Source organism: Aeromicrobium sp. P5_D10 (assembly GCF_054049535.1).
In genome coordinates this window covers 235,657-255,712 of record NZ_JBFUME010000006.1, presented here as the reverse complement: position 1 = coordinate 255,712, position 20,056 = coordinate 235,657, and the positions used below count along the sequence as shown (strand labels likewise).

Here is a 20,056-nt window from a genome sequence, read left to right as displayed (position 1 = left end):
CTCAGCACAAGGGATTCCGGCGTTACGACTCTGTTTCGCACGTGAAAGCGTCAATCCAAGCAGCAAGGTGAAGTGATTTCCGTGCGCTGATAGGGCATGATGTCCCGCATGAGCGACCGTAAGTCTGCCCCTGTCCGCGGGCAGAATCTCGACGACACCGCCAAGCGCATCATCGAACTGCTGCAAAACGATGGACGCCTTTCCTATTCGGCGATCGCCAAGGAAGTCAGTCTCTCCGAGGCCGCAGTACGTCATCGCGTCCAAAAGCTGATCGACAGCGGGGTCATGCAGGTCGTGGCGGTCACCGACCCCCTGCAGATGGGCTTCGCCCGTCAGGCCATGATCGGGATCAAGGTCAACGGCCACGTCCGCGAAGTCGCCGCGGAACTGTCCGCGATCGATGCGCTGGACTACATCGTCATCACGACTGGGCGCTTCGACATCCTGGCCGAGCTCGTGGCCGAGAGCGACGATGAGCTGCTCGATATCGTGTCACAGCAGATCAGCTCTCTAGAGCGGGTCGTGACGACCGAGACGTTCGTGTACCTGCGACTCGAGAAGCAGACCTACTCGTGGGGCGTCCGCTAAGACACCGTGCCGCCGCGCTCGAGGATCTCGAAGATGTCACCGTACGCCTGACGGAGTACGGCTTCGTATCCGTCGGGGTCGACGATCGGCGCTGCGGACGGTTCGGTGCGGCCGGCCTTGTCGAGGACATCCCACGCCACCTCGGTATGCGGCGTCACCAGACTCGGCGGCATTCCTGAGATCGTGAATTCGCTGCTCTCGACCGGCAGGGCGCCGAGCCGCGCGATCGCCAGCACGGTCGTGACCAGGTGACTGCCGGGCGCGAGGTCGATCGCCACCGGAGTACCTGCCTCGATGCCCATGTGATTCAGACCTGCGGCGATACACGCCGATTCGTGCAGAAGCTGCGCATACGACCGGCTTCCCCTGTCGTCACGGACGGCGGGCTCGTCGGCGAGACCTTTGATCACCTGGGCGTCGAGAACGCGGAAGATCAGGCTGTCCATCATCGCCCCGCAAAGATCGGAGCACGCTTCTCGAGGCGCGCCTGGGCCGCCTCCCGGACGTCTTCGCTGGCCCAGACCTCGTCGAAGCTCTTGTCGATGACATCGTCGGATGCACCGTTCAGCACGAGTTTGTTGTGGGCGATCGCCATGGGAGCCAGCGCGGCAATCTCGTGGGCCCAGGCGATCGCGTCGGACAGCGTCGCCTTCTTGTCGATCAGGCCGCAATCTGACGCTTCATCGCGGGTCAACATCTGCGCGGCCAATAGCACGCGGCGAGCGACGCCGACTCCCGCGATCTCACCGAGGGTACGGATTGTCCACGCGTCGACGGCCATACCGTTGCGGGCCACCGGCACTCCGAACAGTGCGGTCTCGTCGGCGACCCGCAGATCGCATGCCATCGCGAGCTGGGTGCCGGCACCGATCGCCGGTCCGTTGACAGCAGCGATGATGGGTACCGGCAACTTCGTCAGGCTGTGAAGCATCCCGTAGAGCGCCTCCAGGAACTCCGGACCGTAGACGCCCCCCAGATCGGCGCCGGCGCAGAAGGCCGAGCCCTTTCCGGTGATGACGATGGCCCGCGCACCCGCATCGACCGCCTCCTGGGCCGCTTCACGCAAGGCATTGCACAGCTCGAGGTTCAAGGCATTGCGCCGATCCTCGCGCTGGAGTTCGATGATGAAGACGTCTGCCTCGCGGGTCGTGCCGATCATGGATCTCCTCCGGGTCGCCTCTACGCTATCGCTGCGGACCGTGCTCCGTACCGTCCGGCACGGCCTCCGTGAGTGACGTCACAGGGATCTGCTCGTTGTGAGTGCATGACGATCTCGCGCCGTGCCCTGATCCGTTCCGGAGCCGCCGTGGGAGGCGCCGCGATTGTCGGCCTGCGTCCCGAAACCGGCTGGGCCGCGCCTGGCGTCATCGCCCCGAGGTACACGACTCTCGACAGTTGCTTCGGACGCGGTGCGGCCGGCCGAGGTGGCTACCGCAAGGTCATCGCCCGCGGCGGCGAGGCGCACACCATCAGAACGGAGCTCGGCGCCAAGGCAGGCAGCACACGCGTCCGGACGCGCCGCGCGGTGTTGAGCTTCGTGCACCTGACCGATGTGCACATCATCGATGCCCAATCGCCCGCGCGAGTCGAATACATCGATCGACTGGAGGACACCTATGAGGGCTCCCCCACGCTCGGCGGGCTGTTGTCGTCGAGCTACCGACCGCACGAGATGCTGACCCCGCAGATCGCCGACTCGATGATCCGCGCCGTCAACCGGGTCGGCCGCGGTCCCGTCACGGGGCAACCGCTCGCCTTCGCGATCCAGACGGGTGACAACTCCGACAACTGTCAGTACAACGAAGTCCGATGGAATATCGATGTGCTCGACGGCAAACGGATCACGCCTGACTCGGGCAATCTCACCAAATACGAGGGCGTCGCCGACACCACCGTCTGGGACCAGCACTACTGGCATCCCGACGGCCCGAAGAACGCCGGAGAGCCAGAGGACATCTACTCCGCGCGCTTCGGCTTCCCGCGGGTCAAGGGTCTGCTCGACGCCTCCCGGCGCGCATTCACTCCGCAGGGCCTCAAGATCCCGTGGTACTCGGTTTTCGGCAATCACGACGGACTCGTTCAGGGCAATTTCCCACACACTTTGCCGTTGTCGATTCTGGCGACCAGCCCGCTCAAGGCCAGCACTCTGCCGCCCGGACTCTCCCAGGCCGACGTCATATCCAGTCTCAAAGCCGGCAATCCGCTGGCCCTGCTGGGAGCCGTTTCGCTGAACTCCGTGACAATAGTCAGTCCCGATTCCGGGCGGCGCACGCTGACTCGTGGACAGATCGTCGATGAGCACTTCAAGACGTCGGGCACTCCTGTCGGTCATGGCTTCACTGCTGCCAACAAACGGCAACGCACCGCGTACTACTCGTTCGACAAGGGCCAGGTGCGTTGTATCGTGCTCGACAGCGTCAACCCCAATGGCTACGCCGACGGATCGATCGACGGCCCGCAGCACGTGTGGCTCAAGAAGCTGCTGGCGAGCTCGGCCGACAAGTATGTCCTGATCTTCAGCCACCACACGTCGAAATCGATGACCAATTCCCTGGTCCTGACCGGACTCGACCTGAATCCGCGTGTCCTCGGCGATGAGGTCGTCGCGACCCTGCTCGCCAGCAAGAACGTCATCGCCTGGGTCAACGGGCACACCCATCGCAACCAGATCTCGGCGCATCGCAGCGCCGATCAGAAGTCCGGCTTCTGGGAGATCAACACCGCCTCACACGTCGACTTCCCTCAGCAATCGCGCCTGATCGAACTCGCGAACAACCGCGACGGAACCGTGTCGATCTTCACCACGATGCTCGATCACGCCGGACCGTCGTCGCATGGCGGATCGCTGATCGATTCAGTCAAGATCTCGGCGTTGGCAAGAGAGCTGTCGGCCAATGACCCACAGCTGCGATCGGCTGCTCAGGAGGGCGCAGTCAGCGACCGCAACACCGAGCTGCTGGTCAAGGACCCGTTGGCCTAGAAACGCCCGCCCCCGGCCGACGGGGACGGGCGACCGGCTCACTGGTAGGGCCGGAGTCCTAGGCTGATGTTGCCGGTGGCGCCTCCGCCATACGTGCCGGTGTAGAGCGAAAGGCTCCCGGCCGGGAGCCCCGTGCACGTGAACGACTTGACGGGATCCGACGATTGCACGAACGTACTGCACTTCTTGACCCCGTTGACCCTCAGTCCGACTTCCCATGACGAGGGCGCGGTCGCCGAAGTGATGTCGACGTCGAACGAAGCCTTGCCTCCCGTGAAGTTGGGGTCGAAAACCTGGCAGGTGGCACTACTCGTGCACGATCCCGTGATGGCAGCCTCAGCAGGCACGGCGACCGACATGACCAGCGCGCCGGTGGCAGCCGCTGTCACGGCCCCCAACCGCTTCCATCGAATCCTCATTGAACAACCTCCTATATATTCGATATCTCGAAGATATTTTCGATATGTTGAGGTTTGACTATAACCATCCGATTCGAATCTGGGCAAGGGTCAGCAACGGCACGTCTGTTCTTACAGACAGACCAGGAGTCTTACGAGACCATGCGGTCCCGACAGCGGCGATGAACCGGGAGGGAGCTGCCGCCTAGCCCTCGACAGCGGCCAGCTGGCCGCAGGCGCCGTCGATATCGCTGCCACGCGTGTCGCGGACCGTCGTCGAGATGCCCTTGGCTTCGAGACGGCGGACGAATTCACGCTCATCCTCGCGACGCGATGCGGTCCACTTCGAGCCGGGTGTCGGGTTGAGCGGGATCAGGTTGACGTGGACCCACCCCCAGTCGCCGCGCGCCTGCAGCACGTCGGCCAGCAGATCAGCACGCCAGGCCTGGTCGTTGATGTCACGCATCATGGCGTACTCGATCGAGACACGACGCTTGGTCTTCTTGGCGTACTCCCACGCAGCATCGACGACCTCGTCAACCTTGAAACGGGTATTGATCGGCACCAAAGTGTCGCGCAGTTCGTCGTCGGGCGCGTGCAGCGACACCGCGAGCGTCACCGGGATGCCCTCCTCGGTCAGCTGCTTGATACGCGGCACCAGGCCGACGGTGCTGAGAGTGATGTTCCGGGCGCTCATGCCGAGCCCGTCCGGCGTCGGGGCCACCATGCGCCGGATCGCCCCGATCACGGACTTGTAATTGGCCATCGGCTCGCCCATGCCCATGAAGACGACATTCGACAGACGCCCCGGACCGCCGGCGATCTCGCCACGGGCCATCTTGCCGGCAGCGTCGACAACCTGATCGACGATCTCGGCGGTGCTCATATTGCGTTCGAGTCCGCCTTGACCCGTGGCGCAGAACGGGCACGCCATCCCGCAACCGGCCTGGCTCGACACGCAGATCGTGGCGCGGTCGGTGTAACGCATGAGGACCGATTCGACGAGCGCTCCGTCGAAGAGCCGCCACAGATTCTTGACCGTCGCACCCTTGTCGGCTTCCATCGTGCGGACCGGATTGAGCAGAGTCGGCAGAAGATCTTCGACGATGCGGTCTCGGCTGACGGCCGGAAGATCGGTCATATTGGCCGGATCGCGCTCGAGCCTGGCGTAGTAGTGGTTCGCGACCTGCTTGACCCGGAAGGCCGGCTCACCGAGTGCTTCGGCGGCAGCCGTGCGCTCCTCAGCGCTCAGATCGGCCAAATGCCGCGGAGGCTTCTTGCGTCCCCGCGGCTGCTCGAACACCAGTGGGAGGCTGCGCGGAGATTCAGACACTCCCCCATTCTCTCACCCCACCCCGTCCGGGCCGAAATCCGCGATCGGGGCGACATCCACTTCTACTTTGAGAGTCGAGTTCTTCGCCTCGGTGAAGATGACACCCTTGACCGGAGGGACATCGGAATAGTCGCGACCCCAAGCGACCGTGACGTAGCGATCCCCGACAAGCTGGTCATTTGTCGGGTCGAGCGCCAGCCAGCCGTCACCGGGAATCCAGACTGCCGCCCACGCGTGGGTCGCATCCGCACCGAAGACCCGTTCCTTGCCGGGCGGGGGCCGGGTCGCGAGGTAACCGCTCACGTACCGCACTGCCAGACCGTGCGAGCGCAGGCAGGCCAGCGTCAGGTGCGCGAAGTCCTGACAGACACCCGCACGAGCGTCGAAGATGTCGTCGACCGTCGTCGTGACGGTCGTCGCGGTCTTGTCGTAGGCGAAATCCGCGTGGATCCGCTGCATGACCTCGATGACCGCCTCCCCTAGAGGTCGTCCTGGTCGCAAGGAGCTGGCGGCATAGGCATGCGCTTCGGCCGTCTGATCGACCAACCCCGACGGCAAGGCGAAGTCCAATGCCTGCCAGGAATCCTCGACATCTGGACGGGCGGCCGGGCGAGCCCGTTCCCACGCGACGGCCAACATCTCGTCGGAGTGCACCTGCATCTCGACCTCCACATCGCTGGTCGCCGCGATATCGAGGACTTTGTGCGGTTCGGCGACCTGGAAGTACGTGGCCGTGTTGCCGTAATAGTCCACATCCTCGCTCCGGTCGAGAGGCACGGGCGCCAGGATGAGCTGTCGGCTGAGCACCTTCTGCCACGGCAACTGTCTCGGCACGAGATAGGCGATGCCCAAACTGTCGTTGACGTTCTCGTCATAGGAGTAGACCGTGCGATGGGAGACCCGGTATCTCATGGCGACACCGCCGCGAAACCGAAGGCCCGCGGGACCGGACCGGCGGAGAAGTGCAGTTCGGCGACTGCGTCCGCGAAGCGGCTCAGCTGACCGATGGATCCGTCCAGGAATCGCATCAGATGGGGTCGGCTCCCATCTTCGATCTCGGTCAGAACCGGTAGTTCGATCCGCTCCAACTCGTCGGCGAGGTCGTCGAGCAGCCGTTCGGGTCGGGTCGATCCAGTCGACTCCGGCATCGCCGCAAGCTGTTCGCGAAGCTCGGCGATGCCGAACGCCAGCGAACGAGGGTTCTCACGTTCGAGCAGCAGAAGCTCCAAAACACCGCCGACCCGCACATAGCCCCGATAGCGGCGGCGATGAGTGACAGCACTCTCGGACGCCACGAGCACCGCGTTGAGGACATCGCGGTCGACATCCATCCCGTGGCTGGCCGCAGTTGTCGCGCCGAGCAGATGGCACAATTGCAGGCTTCTCTCGAGCGCACGCCCCGTCCCGATCATCCGCCAACCCGGATCGCGGATCATATTGGCCGTGACGGCCTGCAATGACAGGACCCCGGTCAACATGTCGCCCGCACTCTCGGCGATCTGGTGGCTGTGCCGGGAGGCACTGAGCTGCGCCGAGGCACGGTCGATCGCACTGAACGCCTGCCATGTGTCTGGGGACAACTGATCGCGCACACTTGTGGCCGCATCACGCAACGCGCTGATCGACTGGGCCACCGACCCCTGGCGGTGCACATCGAGGAGTAAGGATCGCAAGTCCTCCTCCAGCTGGTCTGGAGTCTGGGGCGCGCCACCGAGCCTGCCGATCGCCGACATCAGCACGGCAAGACTCGCGCCGGCAGCGGTGTCGGACCGACTCCGGAAGTCATCGGAACTGGCATGTGCGGCCAGGATGAGACGCAGCATGTCTTCGGCCCGCTCGGCGTACCGACCGAACCAGAACATGTCCTCCAGCGCCCGAGGAACCATCCCGGACGGCACCCGGAAGTCAGTCAGAGGAGTCACGTCGACCAGGCCTTGATCGGGCTCCTCCGGACGATCCTTCAAAACCCACACATCTTTACTGGACGTCGCCGCACCGGCCTCGTAGACATTGGCCAGGCCGCCGATCAACGGCCGATATGACGATCCGTGGCGCAAAGTGAACGTCCGAAGTGTTACCGGTAGCGGATGCACACCTCGTGCATCCAGCGTCGGTGACTGCGACAGAGCAAGCGGCTCCTGACCCACATAGCGGTACGGCGCCGCCGCGATCAGTTCGCGCAGCTCTCCCGGCGGACGCACTCCGAGGTCGGTCGGACTGTCGATCGACCTGATGACGAGCGTGTCAAGGTTCTCCAGGACGTAGGCCCTGGAGCGCTCGTCGCCGGTCCAGTACGTCTGGACCGAGGGAAGCCGCAGCGGCTCGTCGAGCAGGAACTCACACATCTGCGACATGAACGGGAGCAGACCGGGATTCTCCAACACACCCGCACCGAGGCCGTTGACAACCCGCACGTTGCCGCGACGGACCGCCTCGGACAGCCCTGCCACGCCGAGCTGCGAGCCCTTGCGCAACTCCAGTGAGTCGCTCCAGTCGGCGTCGACGCGACGCAAGATGACGTCGACTTGCTCCAGGCGGCCGAACACCCGCATCCACACGGCTCCGTCACGCATGACCAGATCGCTGCCCTCGACGAGCGGGAAGCCGAGGCTGGAGGCGACGAACGACTGATCGTAGGCGGTCTCCGAATGCGTGCCCGGCGACAGCACGACCACTCGCGGATTGGGCTTCTGCCCGGGCGAGGAGGCGAGGAGAGTCGCACGCATGGCTTGGAAGAACGGGGCCATGCGATGCAAGCTCGCCTGCCGATACAGCTCCGGCAGCACCCGAGAGATGACCCGCCGGTTCTCCATGGCGTAACCGATGCCCGAGGGCGCCTGGGCACGGTCCGCGATGACGTGCCAATCCCCCGCGGAATTCCGGCCCAGGTCAGCGGCAGTAATCAGCAGTGGATGCAGATCCCGGGCCGAAGCGCGTGCGGAGACCCGCAGGAACCCTTGGTGCGCGTACACGACCGCCGGCGGCAGGACACCGCTCGACAAGAGCGTCTGCCCGCCGTACAGGTCGACCAGGATCGCGTTGAGCAGTTCGGTGCGCTGCGTCAGGCCGACTTCGAGGGGCGCCCACTCCGAGGCCTCCACGATGAGCGGGAACGGATCGAGCCGCCACGGGACGGTCTCGCGTTCTGGCGGCGTGTACGTCACACCGTCATTGGCCAGGAATCTTCTGATGTCCCCGCCGACACGACGCAGGTCCGTCTCGGTCAGTTGCACCGCGGTCTCGGCGACAGCGCGCCATCCGGCGCGCAGACTGCCATCTGGCGCGACGACCTCATCGAAGCGCGGCTCGTCACCGGTGAGCGCGGGTTGCGTGACGGTGGCCGAGTAATCGCGAATTGCCGTCACAGCAATACCCTGACACGCGGTGGCGAATCTAGGAAACCGGCACCAACAGATACAGGATCAGCCAGGCCACCGGGGCGACCGCGATAAGCGAATCGAGGCGATCCATCAGACCGCCGTGACCCGGCAGCAGGTCACCCATGTCCTTGATACCGAGATCGCGTTTGATCAACGACTCCGAAAGATCGCCCAACGTCGCGAAGACGACTCCCGCCACGCCCAGGACGATACCGACCCACCAATCGCCTTCCAACATCAAAGTAATCGTGGCGATGCCGCTCCCGATCCCGAACAGCAGGGATCCGGTGAATCCTTCCCAGGACTTCTTGGGACTGATGGTCGGCGCCATCGGATGCTTGCCGAACAGCACACCGGCGATATATCCACCGATGTCCGAGGCGATCGTGGCCACAATGAATGCCACGATGCGCTCGGGGCCGTCCGACTCGGTCAACATGAGCAGCACGAAGGCCCCCATGAGGAACAGGTACGCCAGGCTGAAGACACCCGAACTCACGTCACGGACAAAACCTTCGGCGCCTTCGGACAGTCGCCACACCATGGTTCCGATGACGGTCAGAGCCATCGCAATCGAGGCGGTCTCCATGCCCCCATAGAAGCTGCCGATCAGCATGACGGTTCCGCCCGTGGCGACAGGTAATACAGGCAGTTTGATGCCGGCTGTGGAGAACGCGCGCGCCAACTCGAACAAGCCGATGATCAAGGCCACCGCCACGACGGCGATGAACACTTCCTTGACCCAGAACAGGGACACGCCGACCATCGCGAGGAGGCCGAGGCCCACGGCTATCGAGGCCGGCAGGTTGCGACCCGCACGGCTGGTCTTGACCGGTTCGGCGTGAGCCGCCGGCGTCTCCTCCCGGGGAGACTCAGACCTCAAGGAGCTCGGCCTCTTTGTTCTTGAGCATCTCGTCGATGATGTCGACGTGCTTCTTGGTCAGTGCATCGAGCCGCTTCTCGGCACCGACGTTGTCGTCCTTGCTGATCTCAGAGTCCTTCTCTGCCTTGTCGAGGGCCTGCTTGCCGCCTCGTCGGACGCCGCGCACCGCGATGCGTCCGTCCTCTGCCTTGGACTTGGCCAGCTTGATGTACTCCTTGCGCCGGTCCTCGGTCAGCTCGGGCAGGGTCACCCGCAGCACCTTGCCGTCATCGCTTGGATTGACACCGAGATCGGACTCGCGGATGGCCTTCTCGATCGCGGGCTTGGCGCCGGCGTCGTACGGCTGGATGATGACGGTGCGCGGCTCGGGCACCTGGAATCCGGCCAGCTGGTTCAATGGCGTCTGCTGGCCGTAGTACTCGGCCGTGATCTGGGCGAACATCGCAGGATGCGCCCGGCCCGTACGGATGGCAGCGAACTCGTCGCGGGTGTGCTCGACGGCCTTGTCCATCTTGGACTCGGCCTCACGCAGCGTCTGGTCAATCACGATACTTTTCCGATCAGAGAAAGTGCTTCCACGGTCATTTCGAGTGTTGTGAGCGCCTAGGCGGCACGCACCAGCGTGCCAATCTTCTCACCGCGAAGCACACGGGCGATATTGCCCTCGCCCTCCATACCGAACACGATCATCGGCAGCTTGTTCTCCATGCACAGCGCGAATGCGGCGGCATCGACGACTTTGAGGCCCATACGCAAAGCGTCGTCGAACGTCAGCTCGTCGTACTTCTTGGCATCCGGGTTGGTCCGCGGATCATCGGAGTAGACACCGTCGACACCGCTCTTGGACATCAGAACCGCGTCGGCGTGGATCTCCAAAGCGCGCTGTGCCGAGACCGTGTCGGTGGAGAAATACGGCATTCCGGCGCCGGCACCAAAGATGACGACCCGGCCCTTTTCGAGGTGGCGGATCGCACGACGCGGGATGTACGGCTCGGCCACCTGGCCCATCGTGATAGCCGACTGCACACGGGTATCGATGCCCTGCTTCTCGCAGAAATCCTGCAATGCCAGGCAATTCATCACTGTTCCGAGCATACCGATGTAGTCGGCCCGGGACCGGTCCATTCCGCGCTGGCTCAGTTCGGCACCGCGGAAGAAATTACCGCCGCCGACCACGATGGCCACTTCGACGCCTTCGGCCACAGCCGCGGCGATCTGCTTGGCGATCGCGTTGACGACGTCGGGGTCGATGCCGATCTTGCCGCCACCGAACACCTCGCCGGACAGCTTCAACAGCACGCGTTTGAGCTGATGACCGGAGGCCGGATCCTCGACATGCTCTGCAGTGGTCACGAATCCGGCCTCTCGATCAGCGGGTTGAACGGGTGTCGCTAGGTATCAGGCTCCGACCTCGATGTGGGCGAAACGCTTGAGCGTCACGCCGGCCTCATCGAGGAGTGCCTTGACCGTCTTCTTGTTGTCCTGCACCGAAGCCTGATCGAGCAAGACCGTCTCCTTGAAGAAGCCGTTAAGGCGTCCCTCGGTGATCTTAGCGATAGCCTGCTCGGGCTTGCCCTCTTCGCGCGATGTGGCTTCGGCGATCTCGCGCTCCTTGGCAACGACATCCGCCGGGACGTCTTCGCGCGTCAGGTAGCGAGGACGCATCGCCGCGATCTGCATCGCGACTCCGCGAGCAACCTCTGCGTTGTCGCCGTCGAACTCCACCAGCACGCCGACCGCGGGCGGCAGGTCGCTGGCACGACGATGCATGTAGGTCGCAACCTGACCGTCGAAGCTGGCGACGCGACCCAGTTCGATCTTCTCGCCGATGACGACAGCGAGATCGGCAACAGCCTCGCCCACGGTCTTGCCACCCTCGAACGGAACGTTCGCGAATGCGGCGGCGTCGGCCGGCTTGGTCGAGTCTGCCACTTCGGCAAGCTTCTCGGCCAGCGTGATGAACTGTTCGTTCTTGGCGACGAAGTCGGTCTCGGAGTTGAGCTCGACGATGGCGCTTCCGTAGTTGGCGACGAGACCGGAGGTGGCCTCACGCTCGGCTCCACGCTTGGCGGCCTTCGCGGCGCCCGAAATGCGGAGCACCTCGATCGCCTTCTCGAAATCGCCGTCAGCCTCGGTGAGCGCCTTCTTGGCGTCCATCATGCCGGCGCCGGTGGCGTCGCGGAGCTTCTTGACCTCTGCGGCAGTAATAGCCATGTGCCGTCCTTAAGTGTGTGCTGTCGTTATGTACGAGTGTCGGTCAGGATCAGTTGGAGCCGGCGAGCTTGAAGCCCGCGGCTTCAGCCGACTCAGCCGAGTCGAACCAGACCTCGGCCACCGTGGCGTCGTACCACTGGCCACCCTCGAGGTGGTAGAGACCCGAGTCGGCATTGCCCTTGACCGAGTAGCCCTTCGGAGCGTTCCCGCTCTTGAGCGGAGCCTTGGAGCCGGCACCGAACGGAGCAGCGTCAGTCGCATCGGCCGGGGCCTTGACGGCGGGGGCCTTGGCCTCGGCGGCAGGAGCCTCGGCAACAGGCGCCTCAGCGGCGTCTGCAACAGGTGCTTCAGCAGCAGGTGCGTCGACGACCGGCGCGGCTGCCGCGGCGGCCTCGGCGTCCTTCTTCTCCAGCAGCTCGCGCTCCCAGTCGGCCAGGGGCTCCTCGGCGCCGAGTTCGGCTCCGGGCTCTTCCTGGCCAGTCTTGGCGCCACCGCGGGCGATCAGGCCCTCGGCAACGGCGTCGGCGATGACTCGCGTCAACAGGCCGACCGAACGGATCGCGTCGTCGTTGCCCGGGATCGGGAAGTCAACGTCGTCGGGATCGCAGTTGGTGTCGAGGATCGCGATGATCGGGATACCGAGCTTCTTGCACTCGTCGACCGCGAGGTGCTCCTTCTTGGTGTCGACGATCCAGGCAGCAGCAGGCGTGCGGCCCATATCGCGGATACCGCCGAGGGTGCGCGAAAGCTTCGCGTACTCGCGGCTCATGTAGAGCAGTTCCTTCTTCGTGCGGTTGGATCCCGCGACGTCGTCGAAGTCGATCTCTTCGAGTTCCTTCATACGCTGAAGGCGCTGGTGCATGGTCTGGAAGTTCGTGAGCATGCCGCCGAGCCAGCGCTGGTTCACGAAGGGCATGCCGACGCGCTTGGCCTGCTCTTCGATGGGCTCCTGCGCCTGGCGCTTGGTGCCGACGAACAAGATGGTTCCACCACGGGCGACGGTGTTCTTGACGAACTCGTAGCCTGCATCGATGTAGGCCAGCGACTGCTGGAGGTCGATGATGTAGATGCCGTTGCGCTCGGTGAAGATGAAACGCTTCATCTTGGGGTTCCAACGACGGGTCTGATGACCGAAGTGGACGCCGCTTTCGAGCAGCTGACGCATTGTGACGACTGCCATAGTCGTATCTCCTAGTGGCACACGTGTGCCAATCCTGGTTTGACTCATCGCCGGTTGACGATGACCTGGCGCCTGCTGCAAATGGACCACCGCCCGGCTGAGCCGAGCAGACCAGGACCATCATCTGTATTCAACTTGCGTGTCACACAGAAGCAGGCGCGCGAATTTCACTTCGAAAGAAGTGATTGACCCAAGTCTAGGGCACGGCACCCCCAGTCACGAAATCCACAAAGACACACCCCGAACTCGCCGTCCCCAGGCATGCTGCCGACGCATGTGACGACGCCCGATCAGGACTTGGCTGGGCACATGTCCCGTCGCATCGCGTACCTCGTCATCCTCTTGATGATCCTTCCCACGGCGGCCCGAGCCAGGTCGGCCGATGCGTGGTCGTGGCCCCTGGAACGACCCGAACTCGCAGGACGGTTCAGTCCGCCGGCCGATCGCTACGGTCCAGGACACCGCGGCATCGACATCGCCGGCTCCGTGGGCGATGTCGTCCGCGCCGTGGCTGCGGGGCGGGTCACGTTCGCCGGAGACGTCGCTGGGGTGCCGGTCATCACGATCGACCACGGATCCGAACGCTCGACCTATCAGCCGGTCGATCCGCGTGTCGAAGTCGGCGATGCGATCGAATCTCGTGAGGCAATCGGAACGCTGCTCGGGACGCACAGCCACTGCACGGGCGCCTGCTTGCACCTGGGACGTCGGGTCGGGCGAGACTATCTGGATCCGCTGATGCTGTTGGGCCATGGACGGTTCGTACTGATCAGTCCCGACGGTCCGCCGCCTTCGCCCCCTCTCGGTGTCGGCGGCACCTTGCGGCGTCCGGTCGGCGGGCCCGTCAGCTCGTCGTTCGGCATGCGAGTGCATCCCCTGACCGGGGTACGCAAACTGCACGACGGCACCGATTTCGCGGTCCCGTGCGGCACGCCGGTACACGCCGCTCGTTCCGGTGTCGTGACAGCCCTGGGACGCGGCGGGCCTTACGGCACGAGGATCACGATCGGCCATGCGCCGGGATTCGAGACGAGCTACAACCACCTGAGCAGTCAGGCGGTGTCCGTGGGTCAGCAGATCGCCGACGGCGAGGTCATCGGCCGGTCGGGCAACACCGGGATGTCGACCGGTTGCCACCTGCACTTCATGGTGCTGAAGAACGGGGTACCCACCGATCCGCAGTCGTCGCTCTGATCCTTCAGGCGCGTGGATGGGCCAACTTGAATGCATTGCGCAGACGCTCATTGCTGACGTGCGTGTAGATCTGAGTCGTGCCGAGTGAGGCATGGCCGAGGATCTCCTGGACACTGCGCAAATCGGCGCCCCCCTCCAGCAGGTGGGTCGCAGCAGTGTGCCGCAGGCCGTGCGGACCGATGTCAGGAGCGCCCTCGACGACGGCGAGTCGATCGTGGACGATCCTGCGGACAGTTCGTTGATCGACTCGGCCGCCCCGCACTCCCAAGAATACCGCCGCACCGCTGGCGTCGGTCGCGATATCTGGGCGTCCGCGGGACAACCACAACTCGAGAGCGTCCGATGCCGGGAGACCGTAGGGCACCGACCGCTCTTTGCGTCCTTTGCCGAAAACCCTCACGATCCGGCGTCCCCGGTCGAGATCGTCGATATCGAGACCGACCAGCTCGCCCACCCGGATTCCCGTGGCGTACAGCAGTTCGAGGATCGCGAGATCTCGCAGGCCAGAAGGTCCTTCGTCGGCCAAGGCTGCGACTGTCGTGTCGAGGAGCGCTCGCACCTCGGTCTCACTGAGGGCTACGGGAAGCTCTCGGTGAGACTTGGGATTGACCAGAAGCGCCCCGGCATCGGCGTCGGCGCGCCCGGTCCGCGCGAGCCAGGCCGTGAACACACGTGCCGAAGTCGAACGACGAGCGAGTGTCGTCCGGGCCTTGCCCATGGTCTGCAGGTTCGCCAACCAGCTACGCAAGGTCCGGATCGTCAGGGCGGACGGCGTGTCGACTCCCAGCCGGCTGGAATGCGCCGCCAGACTCTGCAGATCAGTCAGATAGGCACGTACCGAATGCGCCGACAGATCACGCTCGGCCACCAGATGCTGTTCATAGGCAGCCAGAACACCCGACCAGGCTTCGGTCAGGTCATCGGGCGTCTCGGGAGTCATCGACTCCAGTGTCGTGCGCCTAGACGATCAGGCCGTGTCGGCGCGCCGAGCCAATATCCAACCCGCCCCCTGACGAGCGGCCAATCCCTGCCGTTCGAGCAGGGCTAAGGCATCGCGCACCTCCCTGGCTTCGAGTCGGATCTCATCGGCGAGTTCCAGCAATGAACGCGTCCGACTCCAGTGGAGGCCCTCCAGCGTCGCCCGCATCATCATCGGCAACCGGTCGAACTCTGTCGTGACGACCTCAGACGGCGCTGGCGGCGCGCCCAGCCCGCTGAGTTCCTCGATGACCTGGGCGCCATGGGTCACCAGAATCGCGCGGCCTTCGCGCAGACAGGCATGCACACCGCCTGAGGCCTTGGAGGTCACCGGCCCTGGGACTCCCATCGTCACCCGCCCCATCTGATCGGCCCAGTTGAGCGTATTAAGCGAACCGCTGCGCACCGCAGCCTCGACCACCACCGTGCCGGCGGTAAGCCCGGCGATAATGCGGTTGCGCGACAAGAATCGACGTTTGTGCGGGGTGTCCCCCGGCGCGTGCTCGCTGACGACAAGTCCGTCCTCGGCGATACGTGTCAGGAGCGCCGAGTGCGAACGCGGATAGTCGACGTCGGCGCCGCAGGCCAGCACCGCGACAGTCGGTCGTCCCAAGGACATCGCCCCACGATGCGCGCAGGCGTCGATTCCGTAGGCCGCGCCACTGACCACGGTCCAACCGGCATCCGTGAGATCGGCACCGAGCTCGGATGCGCATTCGGCACCGTAGGTCGTACAGTCCCTCGCGCCGACGATCGCGACCGCCCGGTCGCACAGCGCGGCGAGGGTGCCTGCACCGCGTGCCCACAATCCGACGGGTGCGCCTGCCGAGGCCTGCAGGGGTGAGACGTGGTCGAGGTCATCGAGCTGTGTGGGCCATTCGCGATCGCCGGGGCAGATCCAGCGCAGGCCGGCAGTCTCGGCTCGGCTCAATGCGCCGTCGACCAGGTCGTCGAGCTTTGCGGCCCGCTCGAGCCACACTTCAGGCAGGCGCACGTCGGGCAGTCCGGCGCCGCCTCTCATGGCCACCACGATGCGGTCGGGTTCGTGGTTCAGCAGCAGGTCACGCAATCGGGCATCACCGGGCTCGACCACAAGACTCAGCGCCAGCCGAGCATGACGCGTCACGAGGTCTGCACCAGATCGCGCAAGGCACCGCCAAGAGGTGTGCCGCGTCGAAGCGACAACGCGGTCTCGACATCGTCGCCGGTAGGCGTGCCGTGGCCGGTGAGGTCGGCGACGCTCCACGCCAGCCGCTGAATGCGATCGACAGAGCGTGGGTTGAGCTTGTTAGTGCGCAATTGCCGGTCGAGCAGAACGCGTCCTTTCTCATCGACCGGCCAGTGCTTGCGCATCTCGACGCCCGGAACGTCGCTGTTGACCCGCCACGGTGTGCCGGCGAATCGTCGGAGTTGGCGGTCACGGGCGTCGAGCACGACTGACGCGAGGTCGGCGGTGGAACGCGATCCGGCCAACGCCGTCACCAGCTCTGGGCGGCTAAGGCCCGTCAGAGATCGGTGGATGTCGATGCGGTCACGGATCGGTCCCGAAAGCCGATCTGCATACCTGCGACGCATCAGCGGAGTGCATCGACACTGATCTGCCACGGTCGAACTGAGCCCACACGGGCAGGGATTGGCAGCAAGGATCAGTTGGAATCGAGCCGGGAAAGCCGCTGTCATCGCCGCGCGGGAAACCACGACATGACCGCTTTCCATCGGCTGCCGAAGCGCCTCGAGCACGTTGGATGCGAACTCGGGTGCCTCATCGAGGAACAACACGCCATGATGGGCCAGGCTCAGCGCGCCGGGCCTGATGAGCTTGCTGCCACCTCCCACGATCGAGACCGCACTCGCTGTGTGATGCGGGTCGAGGAACGGCGGCCGGACCAGCAATGGCGAAGTGTTAGGCAGCACACCGGCCACAGAATGCACGGCGCTGACCGCCAGTGATTGTTCATGGGTCAGATCGGGCAATAGCCCAGGCAGACGCTGGGCCAGCATCGTCTTGCCGATCCCGGGCGGTCCTGTCATCAACAGATGGTGCCCTCCTGCGGCAGCTACCAACACCGCAAGCCGGGAGTCCTCCTGACCGGCGATATCGGCCAGGTCGAGCCGCGCCAACCGGTCGGCCGAGGTCCAGGAGATCGCGGCGATATCGTCCAGCGGCGGCACCGGCGGATCATCGGGTTCCTCGGCTCCGGTCAACAGAGCCACGGTCTGCCTCAGGGAGCGAACTCCCACCACATCGATTCCGTCGACCAGCTCCGCTTCGGGGACGTTCACTTCGGGCACGAACACCCGGTCGAAGCCTGCCTCGGCCGCAGCAATCGTCGCGGGCAACACACCGCGAATCGCCCGCAATCGACCGTCGAGCGCCAGTTCGCCGAGGAACGCGGTGTCGGCGAGTGCCTCACTGGGGACCAGCTTCTTGGCGGCAAACACCGCGAGCGCGATCGCGAGGTCGTAGTGGGAACCAGATTTCGGCAACGTCGAGGGCGCCAGGTTGATCGTGACGCGCTGATCGGGCCAGGTAGTGCCGGAGTTGGACACCGCCGCGCGACAACGATCGCGCGCCTCGCTGACCATCGTGTCGGCCAGGCTCACCAACACTGTCGTGGGCAGTCCCCCGCCGATATCGGCCTCGACCTCGATGGGACGCCCACTCAGTCCGTCGAGTGTCACTGAGTGGGTCGCGGCCGCCATCAGGCCACCCCACAGATCCGCTCGACCACGGGACCACCTTGGGGCGGTACCACGACCGAGATGACGTCGATCCGCAGGCTGGGCGGCGAAATATCGTGCACTTGGAGCCATTGCGTGGCCAGGCGCCGTAGTCGCGCGGCCTTCTGACCCGTGATTGCCTCAAACGGTCCGCCGTGGCGATGTGACGTGCGCGTCTTGACCTCGCAGATCACCAATGTCGATCCGTCACGGGCGACGATATCGATCTCGCCGAATTTGCAGGTCCAGTTGGTCGCCAAGACGACCAGGCCGATGGACCTCAGGTGATCGGCGGCTACCCGCTCGCCATACCGGCCAACAGCCTTATTGCGCTCATAGGTCATACCTACGAGCTTCGTCGGACGCCGAGCCGCTCACCAGCGGCCAGTCACGTCCTGTGGACACATCCGTCGATGAGCTCGTGCTGTGGACGGACCACCGTCACTCGGCGCCGGGCACCTTGAAGTCGGAGTCCTGCAACTCCTCGACGTTGACGTCCTTGAACGTCAGGACCTTGACGTTCTTGGCGAAGCGGGCCGGTCGATAGATGTCCCACACCCAGGCATCATTCATCGACACCTCGAAGTAAGCATCACCGGTCTCCGAGCGCACCTTCACGTCAACCGCATTGCACAGGTAGAAGCGGCGATCGGTCTCGACGACGTACTTGAAGATCGACACGACATCTCGGTACTCGCGATAGAGCGCGAGCTCCATCTCCGACTCGTACCGCTCCAGATCCTCAGAACTCATGCGGCAAGGCTACAGACAGAGTTTCTGGCACTCCATGCTGCAGCTCTGTGTCGAGGCTGTTCGCATCGTCGGACGTCAGCCCCGGAAGTCGCCAACTACGACGATGCTGCTCGCACGGGCCGTGGACCCGCAACGCATCGAGGTGCGTGGAACTCGCATAGCCCTTGTTCTGGTCCCAGCCGTACTGCGGGTACTGGGTCGCCAGATCAAGCATCAGTGTGTCTCTCGCGGTCTTGGCCAGAATGCTGGCTGCGGCGACCGCAGCGCATCGTAGATCGGCCTTGACCATCGTCACGACCGGTGGGACGGCGGTCAGGACCCGAGGAGGCTCCAGCAGGGCGGTCTGATCGGGGTAGCTGAGATAGTCGTGGTTACCGTCCAGCAGCACGGTGTCGGGCACGATGTCGAGTGAGGCCAAAGCTCGATGTGCGGCAAGCCGCAGCGCGGGCACGATCCCGAACTCGTCGATCTCGGCCGGGGACGCGTGACCCACGCCCCAGGCAGCAGCCCAACGCTGGATACGCGGCACGAGGGCGTGTCGCGCCGCCGCCGAGAGCAACTTGCTGTCACGGACGCCGGCCGGTGCCGGTGAGCTGTCAGCCGTCACCACGACCATGGCGGCTGTGGCGGGCCCGCTGAGAGCGCCTCGACCCACCTCATCGCAACCGGCCAGGGCAGACAGGCCCGACCGCAACATGCGCCTCTCGATCCGAAGCGTAGGAGCAGCTGGAGTCATGCCACGATCACTTGTCGTTGACAGCTTCGAACGTCGAAGGCTTGTGGATGAAGCCTGCTCGGCCGAGGGGCCACACACGGAGCCACGCCTTGCCGACGACATCGTCGACCGAGACCTGTCCTCCACCGGGATCTCCCATGTGGGCACGCGAGTCCGAGGAGTTGCCGCGGTTGTCACCCATGACCCACAGGTAACCGTCTCGCACCTTGACCTCGAACTTGCGGTCCTCGGTGATGGCCTCGTCCTGCACATACGGCTCGTCGAGCTTGACGCCGTTGACCGTCAGCTTCCCATCGGTGCAGCACTTGACCGTGTCGCCGCCGACGCCGATGACCCGCTTGATGAGATGACCGCCGGTCGGGAAGAGGCCAACCTTCTCCAAAGCGCTCTGGACGAAGTTGCTGGCCTTTCGCGAGTCACCCTCGCCCAGCCAGCCTCCCGGATCGTCGAACACCACGACATCGCCGCGCTTGACGTCGCCGGCCCAGTACGAGACCTTCTGCACCAAGATCTTGTCGTTGACAAGCATCGTGGGTTCCATCGACTCGGACGGGATGTAGAACGCCTGGAGGAAGAATGTCTTGACGACTACTGCCATCACCAAGGCAGTGGCGACCAGAAGGATCGACTCCTGCCAGACAGGGAGTTGCCGTTTCTTGTCAGTCACCCGGTGAGCCTAGCCGTTGACCGCAACGTTGCGCGGCGCAGTCCGACGATG

21 protein-coding genes are annotated in these 20,056 nt (G+C 64.5%); 3 read left to right on the top strand and 18 right to left on the bottom strand.

The features are described from left to right. The first annotated feature begins 108 nt into the window (after positions 1-108). Complete coding sequence (locus ACXJKC_RS13780; protein WP_456697305.1) at positions 109-588, top strand: Lrp/AsnC family transcriptional regulator; 480 nt, start codon at positions 109-111, stop codon at positions 586-588. On the opposite strand, the gene ACXJKC_RS13775 is transcribed toward ACXJKC_RS13780, so the two are convergent. Both ACXJKC_RS13775 and ACXJKC_RS13770 read right to left on the bottom strand, forming a co-directional pair. Beyond that, positions 585-1,034, bottom strand: coding sequence for an AMP-binding protein (locus ACXJKC_RS13775; protein WP_456697304.1), 450 nt, complete (start codon positions 1,032-1,034; stop codon positions 585-587). The two genes, ACXJKC_RS13780 and ACXJKC_RS13775, sit on opposite strands and share 4 nt — an antisense overlap. After that, complete coding sequence (locus tag ACXJKC_RS13770; RefSeq protein WP_456697303.1) at positions 1,034-1,747, bottom strand: enoyl-CoA hydratase; 714 nt, start codon at positions 1,745-1,747, stop codon at positions 1,034-1,036. Before ACXJKC_RS13770 ends, ACXJKC_RS13775 begins: the two co-directional genes overlap by 1 nt. 105 nt (positions 1,748-1,852) lie before the next feature. On the opposite strand from ACXJKC_RS13770, the gene ACXJKC_RS13765 reads away from it, so the two are divergent. After that, the gene (locus ACXJKC_RS13765) at positions 1,853-3,568 is read left to right on the top strand and encodes a TIGR03767 family metallophosphoesterase (RefSeq protein WP_456697302.1); all 1,716 of its coding nucleotides are present in this window, start codon (positions 1,853-1,855) and stop codon (positions 3,566-3,568) included. Positions 3,569-3,606: 38 nt separating this feature from the next. Here the strand turns inward: ACXJKC_RS13765 and ACXJKC_RS13760 are convergent, their stop codons facing one another. The 9 genes from ACXJKC_RS13760 to rpsB form a co-directional block, all read right to left on the bottom strand. Beyond that, positions 3,607-3,987, bottom strand: a complete 381-nt coding sequence (locus ACXJKC_RS13760) for a hypothetical protein (RefSeq protein ID WP_456697301.1) — start codon at positions 3,985-3,987, stop codon at positions 3,607-3,609. Positions 3,988-4,171: 184 nt separating this feature from the next. Then, the gene (gene rlmN, locus ACXJKC_RS13755) at positions 4,172-5,299 is read right to left on the bottom strand and encodes a 23S rRNA (adenine(2503)-C(2))-methyltransferase RlmN (RefSeq protein WP_456697300.1); all 1,128 of its coding nucleotides are present in this window, start codon (positions 5,297-5,299) and stop codon (positions 4,172-4,174) included. Positions 5,300-5,311: 12 nt separating this feature from the next. Continuing rightward, positions 5,312-6,211 carry a transglutaminase family protein gene (locus ACXJKC_RS13750; protein ID WP_456697299.1) on the bottom strand — a complete coding sequence of 300 codons (900 nt, stop codon included), beginning with the start codon at positions 6,209-6,211 and terminating at the stop codon, positions 5,312-5,314. After that, complete coding sequence (locus ACXJKC_RS13745) at positions 6,208-8,664, bottom strand: circularly permuted type 2 ATP-grasp protein (RefSeq protein ID WP_456697298.1); 2,457 nt, start codon at positions 8,662-8,664, stop codon at positions 6,208-6,210. The genes ACXJKC_RS13750 and ACXJKC_RS13745 overlap by 4 nt, the downstream gene beginning before the upstream one ends. A 28-nt stretch (positions 8,665-8,692) precedes the next feature. After that, positions 8,693-9,562 carry a phosphatidate cytidylyltransferase gene (locus ACXJKC_RS13740; RefSeq protein WP_456697297.1) on the bottom strand — a complete coding sequence of 290 codons (870 nt, stop codon included), beginning with the start codon at positions 9,560-9,562 and terminating at the stop codon, positions 8,693-8,695. Beyond that, complete coding sequence (gene frr / locus ACXJKC_RS13735) at positions 9,552-10,106, bottom strand: ribosome recycling factor (RefSeq protein ID WP_456697498.1); 555 nt, start codon at positions 10,104-10,106, stop codon at positions 9,552-9,554. The genes ACXJKC_RS13740 and frr overlap by 11 nt, the downstream gene beginning before the upstream one ends. Positions 10,107-10,165: 59 nt before the next feature. After that, the gene (pyrH, locus tag ACXJKC_RS13730) at positions 10,166-10,915 is read right to left on the bottom strand and encodes a UMP kinase (protein WP_456697296.1); all 750 of its coding nucleotides are present in this window, start codon (positions 10,913-10,915) and stop codon (positions 10,166-10,168) included. A 45-nt stretch (positions 10,916-10,960) separates the two neighbouring features. Next, on the bottom strand, positions 10,961-11,776 hold the full coding sequence (gene tsf, locus ACXJKC_RS13725) for a translation elongation factor Ts (protein WP_456697295.1): 816 nt from the start codon (positions 11,774-11,776) through the stop codon (positions 10,961-10,963). A gap of 49 nt (positions 11,777-11,825) precedes the next feature. Beyond that, positions 11,826-12,956 carry a 30S ribosomal protein S2 gene (gene rpsB / locus ACXJKC_RS13720; protein ID WP_456697294.1) on the bottom strand — a complete coding sequence of 377 codons (1,131 nt, stop codon included), beginning with the start codon at positions 12,954-12,956 and terminating at the stop codon, positions 11,826-11,828. Between the two features lie 309 nt (positions 12,957-13,265). Here rpsB and ACXJKC_RS13715 point away from each other — a divergent pair, with 309 nt between their 5' ends. After that, entirely contained in the window at positions 13,266-14,150 is an 885-nt protein-coding gene (locus tag ACXJKC_RS13715) for a peptidoglycan DD-metalloendopeptidase family protein (protein ID WP_456697293.1), read from the top strand. A 4-nt stretch (positions 14,151-14,154) separates the two neighbouring features. Here ACXJKC_RS13715 and ACXJKC_RS13710 read toward each other — a convergent pair whose 3' ends face one another. From ACXJKC_RS13710 to lepB, 7 genes are all read right to left on the bottom strand, one after another. Next, entirely contained in the window at positions 14,155-15,090 is a 936-nt protein-coding gene (locus ACXJKC_RS13710) for a tyrosine recombinase XerC (RefSeq protein ID WP_456697292.1), read from the bottom strand. Between the two features lie 27 nt (positions 15,091-15,117). After that, positions 15,118-16,254, bottom strand: a complete 1,137-nt coding sequence (gene dprA, locus ACXJKC_RS13705; RefSeq protein WP_456697291.1) for a DNA-processing protein DprA — start codon at positions 16,252-16,254, stop codon at positions 15,118-15,120. Further along, positions 16,251-17,831 carry a YifB family Mg chelatase-like AAA ATPase gene (locus ACXJKC_RS13700; RefSeq protein ID WP_456697290.1) on the bottom strand — a complete coding sequence of 527 codons (1,581 nt, stop codon included), beginning with the start codon at positions 17,829-17,831 and terminating at the stop codon, positions 16,251-16,253. The genes dprA and ACXJKC_RS13700 overlap by 4 nt, the downstream gene beginning before the upstream one ends. Then, positions 17,831-18,193: a YraN family protein gene (locus ACXJKC_RS13695; protein WP_456697289.1), complete on the bottom strand. Its 363-nt coding sequence runs from the start codon at positions 18,191-18,193 to the stop codon at positions 17,831-17,833. Before ACXJKC_RS13695 ends, ACXJKC_RS13700 begins: the two co-directional genes overlap by 1 nt. Before the next feature lie 97 nt (positions 18,194-18,290). Then, positions 18,291-18,602, bottom strand: coding sequence for a DUF2469 domain-containing protein (locus tag ACXJKC_RS13690; protein WP_456697288.1), 312 nt, complete (start codon positions 18,600-18,602; stop codon positions 18,291-18,293). Next, positions 18,592-19,299, bottom strand: coding sequence for a ribonuclease HII (locus ACXJKC_RS13685; RefSeq protein WP_456697287.1), 708 nt, complete (start codon positions 19,297-19,299; stop codon positions 18,592-18,594). Before ACXJKC_RS13685 ends, ACXJKC_RS13690 begins: the two co-directional genes overlap by 11 nt. A 46-nt stretch (positions 19,300-19,345) precedes the next feature. Beyond that, the gene (lepB, locus tag ACXJKC_RS13680; protein WP_456697286.1) at positions 19,346-20,005 is read right to left on the bottom strand and encodes a signal peptidase I; all 660 of its coding nucleotides are present in this window, start codon (positions 20,003-20,005) and stop codon (positions 19,346-19,348) included. Positions 20,006-20,056 lie beyond the last annotated feature (51 nt).

Excerpts from the sequence above, each read along its gene's own strand:
- ACXJKC_RS13685 (WP_456697287.1), bottom strand. The coding sequence starts at position 19,299 with ATGTTGCGGTCGGGCCTGTCTGCCCTGGCCGGTTGCGATGAGGTGGGT.
- rpsB (WP_456697294.1), bottom strand. The coding sequence starts at position 12,956 with ATGGCAGTCGTCACAATGCGTCAGCTGCTCGAAAGCGGCGTCCACTTC.
- ACXJKC_RS13775 (WP_456697304.1), bottom strand. The coding sequence starts at position 1,034 with ATGGACAGCCTGATCTTCCGCGTTCTCGACGCCCAGGTGATCAAAGGT.
- ACXJKC_RS13780 (WP_456697305.1), top strand. The coding sequence starts at position 109 with ATGAGCGACCGTAAGTCTGCCCCTGTCCGCGGGCAGAATCTCGACGAC.
- ACXJKC_RS13770 (WP_456697303.1), bottom strand. The coding sequence starts at position 1,747 with ATGATCGGCACGACCCGCGAGGCAGACGTCTTCATCATCGAACTCCAG.
- ACXJKC_RS13750 (WP_456697299.1), bottom strand. The coding sequence starts at position 6,211 with ATGAGATACCGGGTCTCCCATCGCACGGTCTACTCCTATGACGAGAAC.
- ACXJKC_RS13710 (WP_456697292.1), bottom strand. The coding sequence starts at position 15,090 with ATGACTCCCGAGACGCCCGATGACCTGACCGAAGCCTGGTCGGGTGTT.
- ACXJKC_RS13695 (WP_456697289.1), bottom strand. The coding sequence starts at position 18,193 with ATGACCTATGAGCGCAATAAGGCTGTTGGCCGGTATGGCGAGCGGGTA.
- ACXJKC_RS13715 (WP_456697293.1), top strand. The coding sequence starts at position 13,266 with ATGTCCCGTCGCATCGCGTACCTCGTCATCCTCTTGATGATCCTTCCC.
- ACXJKC_RS13700 (WP_456697290.1), bottom strand. The coding sequence starts at position 17,831 with ATGGCGGCCGCGACCCACTCAGTGACACTCGACGGACTGAGTGGGCGT.
- ACXJKC_RS13765 (WP_456697302.1), top strand. The coding sequence starts at position 1,853 with ATGACGATCTCGCGCCGTGCCCTGATCCGTTCCGGAGCCGCCGTGGGA.
- ACXJKC_RS13760 (WP_456697301.1), bottom strand. The coding sequence starts at position 3,987 with ATGAGGATTCGATGGAAGCGGTTGGGGGCCGTGACAGCGGCTGCCACC.
- ACXJKC_RS13690 (WP_456697288.1), bottom strand. The coding sequence starts at position 18,602 with ATGAGTTCTGAGGATCTGGAGCGGTACGAGTCGGAGATGGAGCTCGCG.
- tsf (WP_456697295.1), bottom strand. The coding sequence starts at position 11,776 with ATGGCTATTACTGCCGCAGAGGTCAAGAAGCTCCGCGACGCCACCGGC.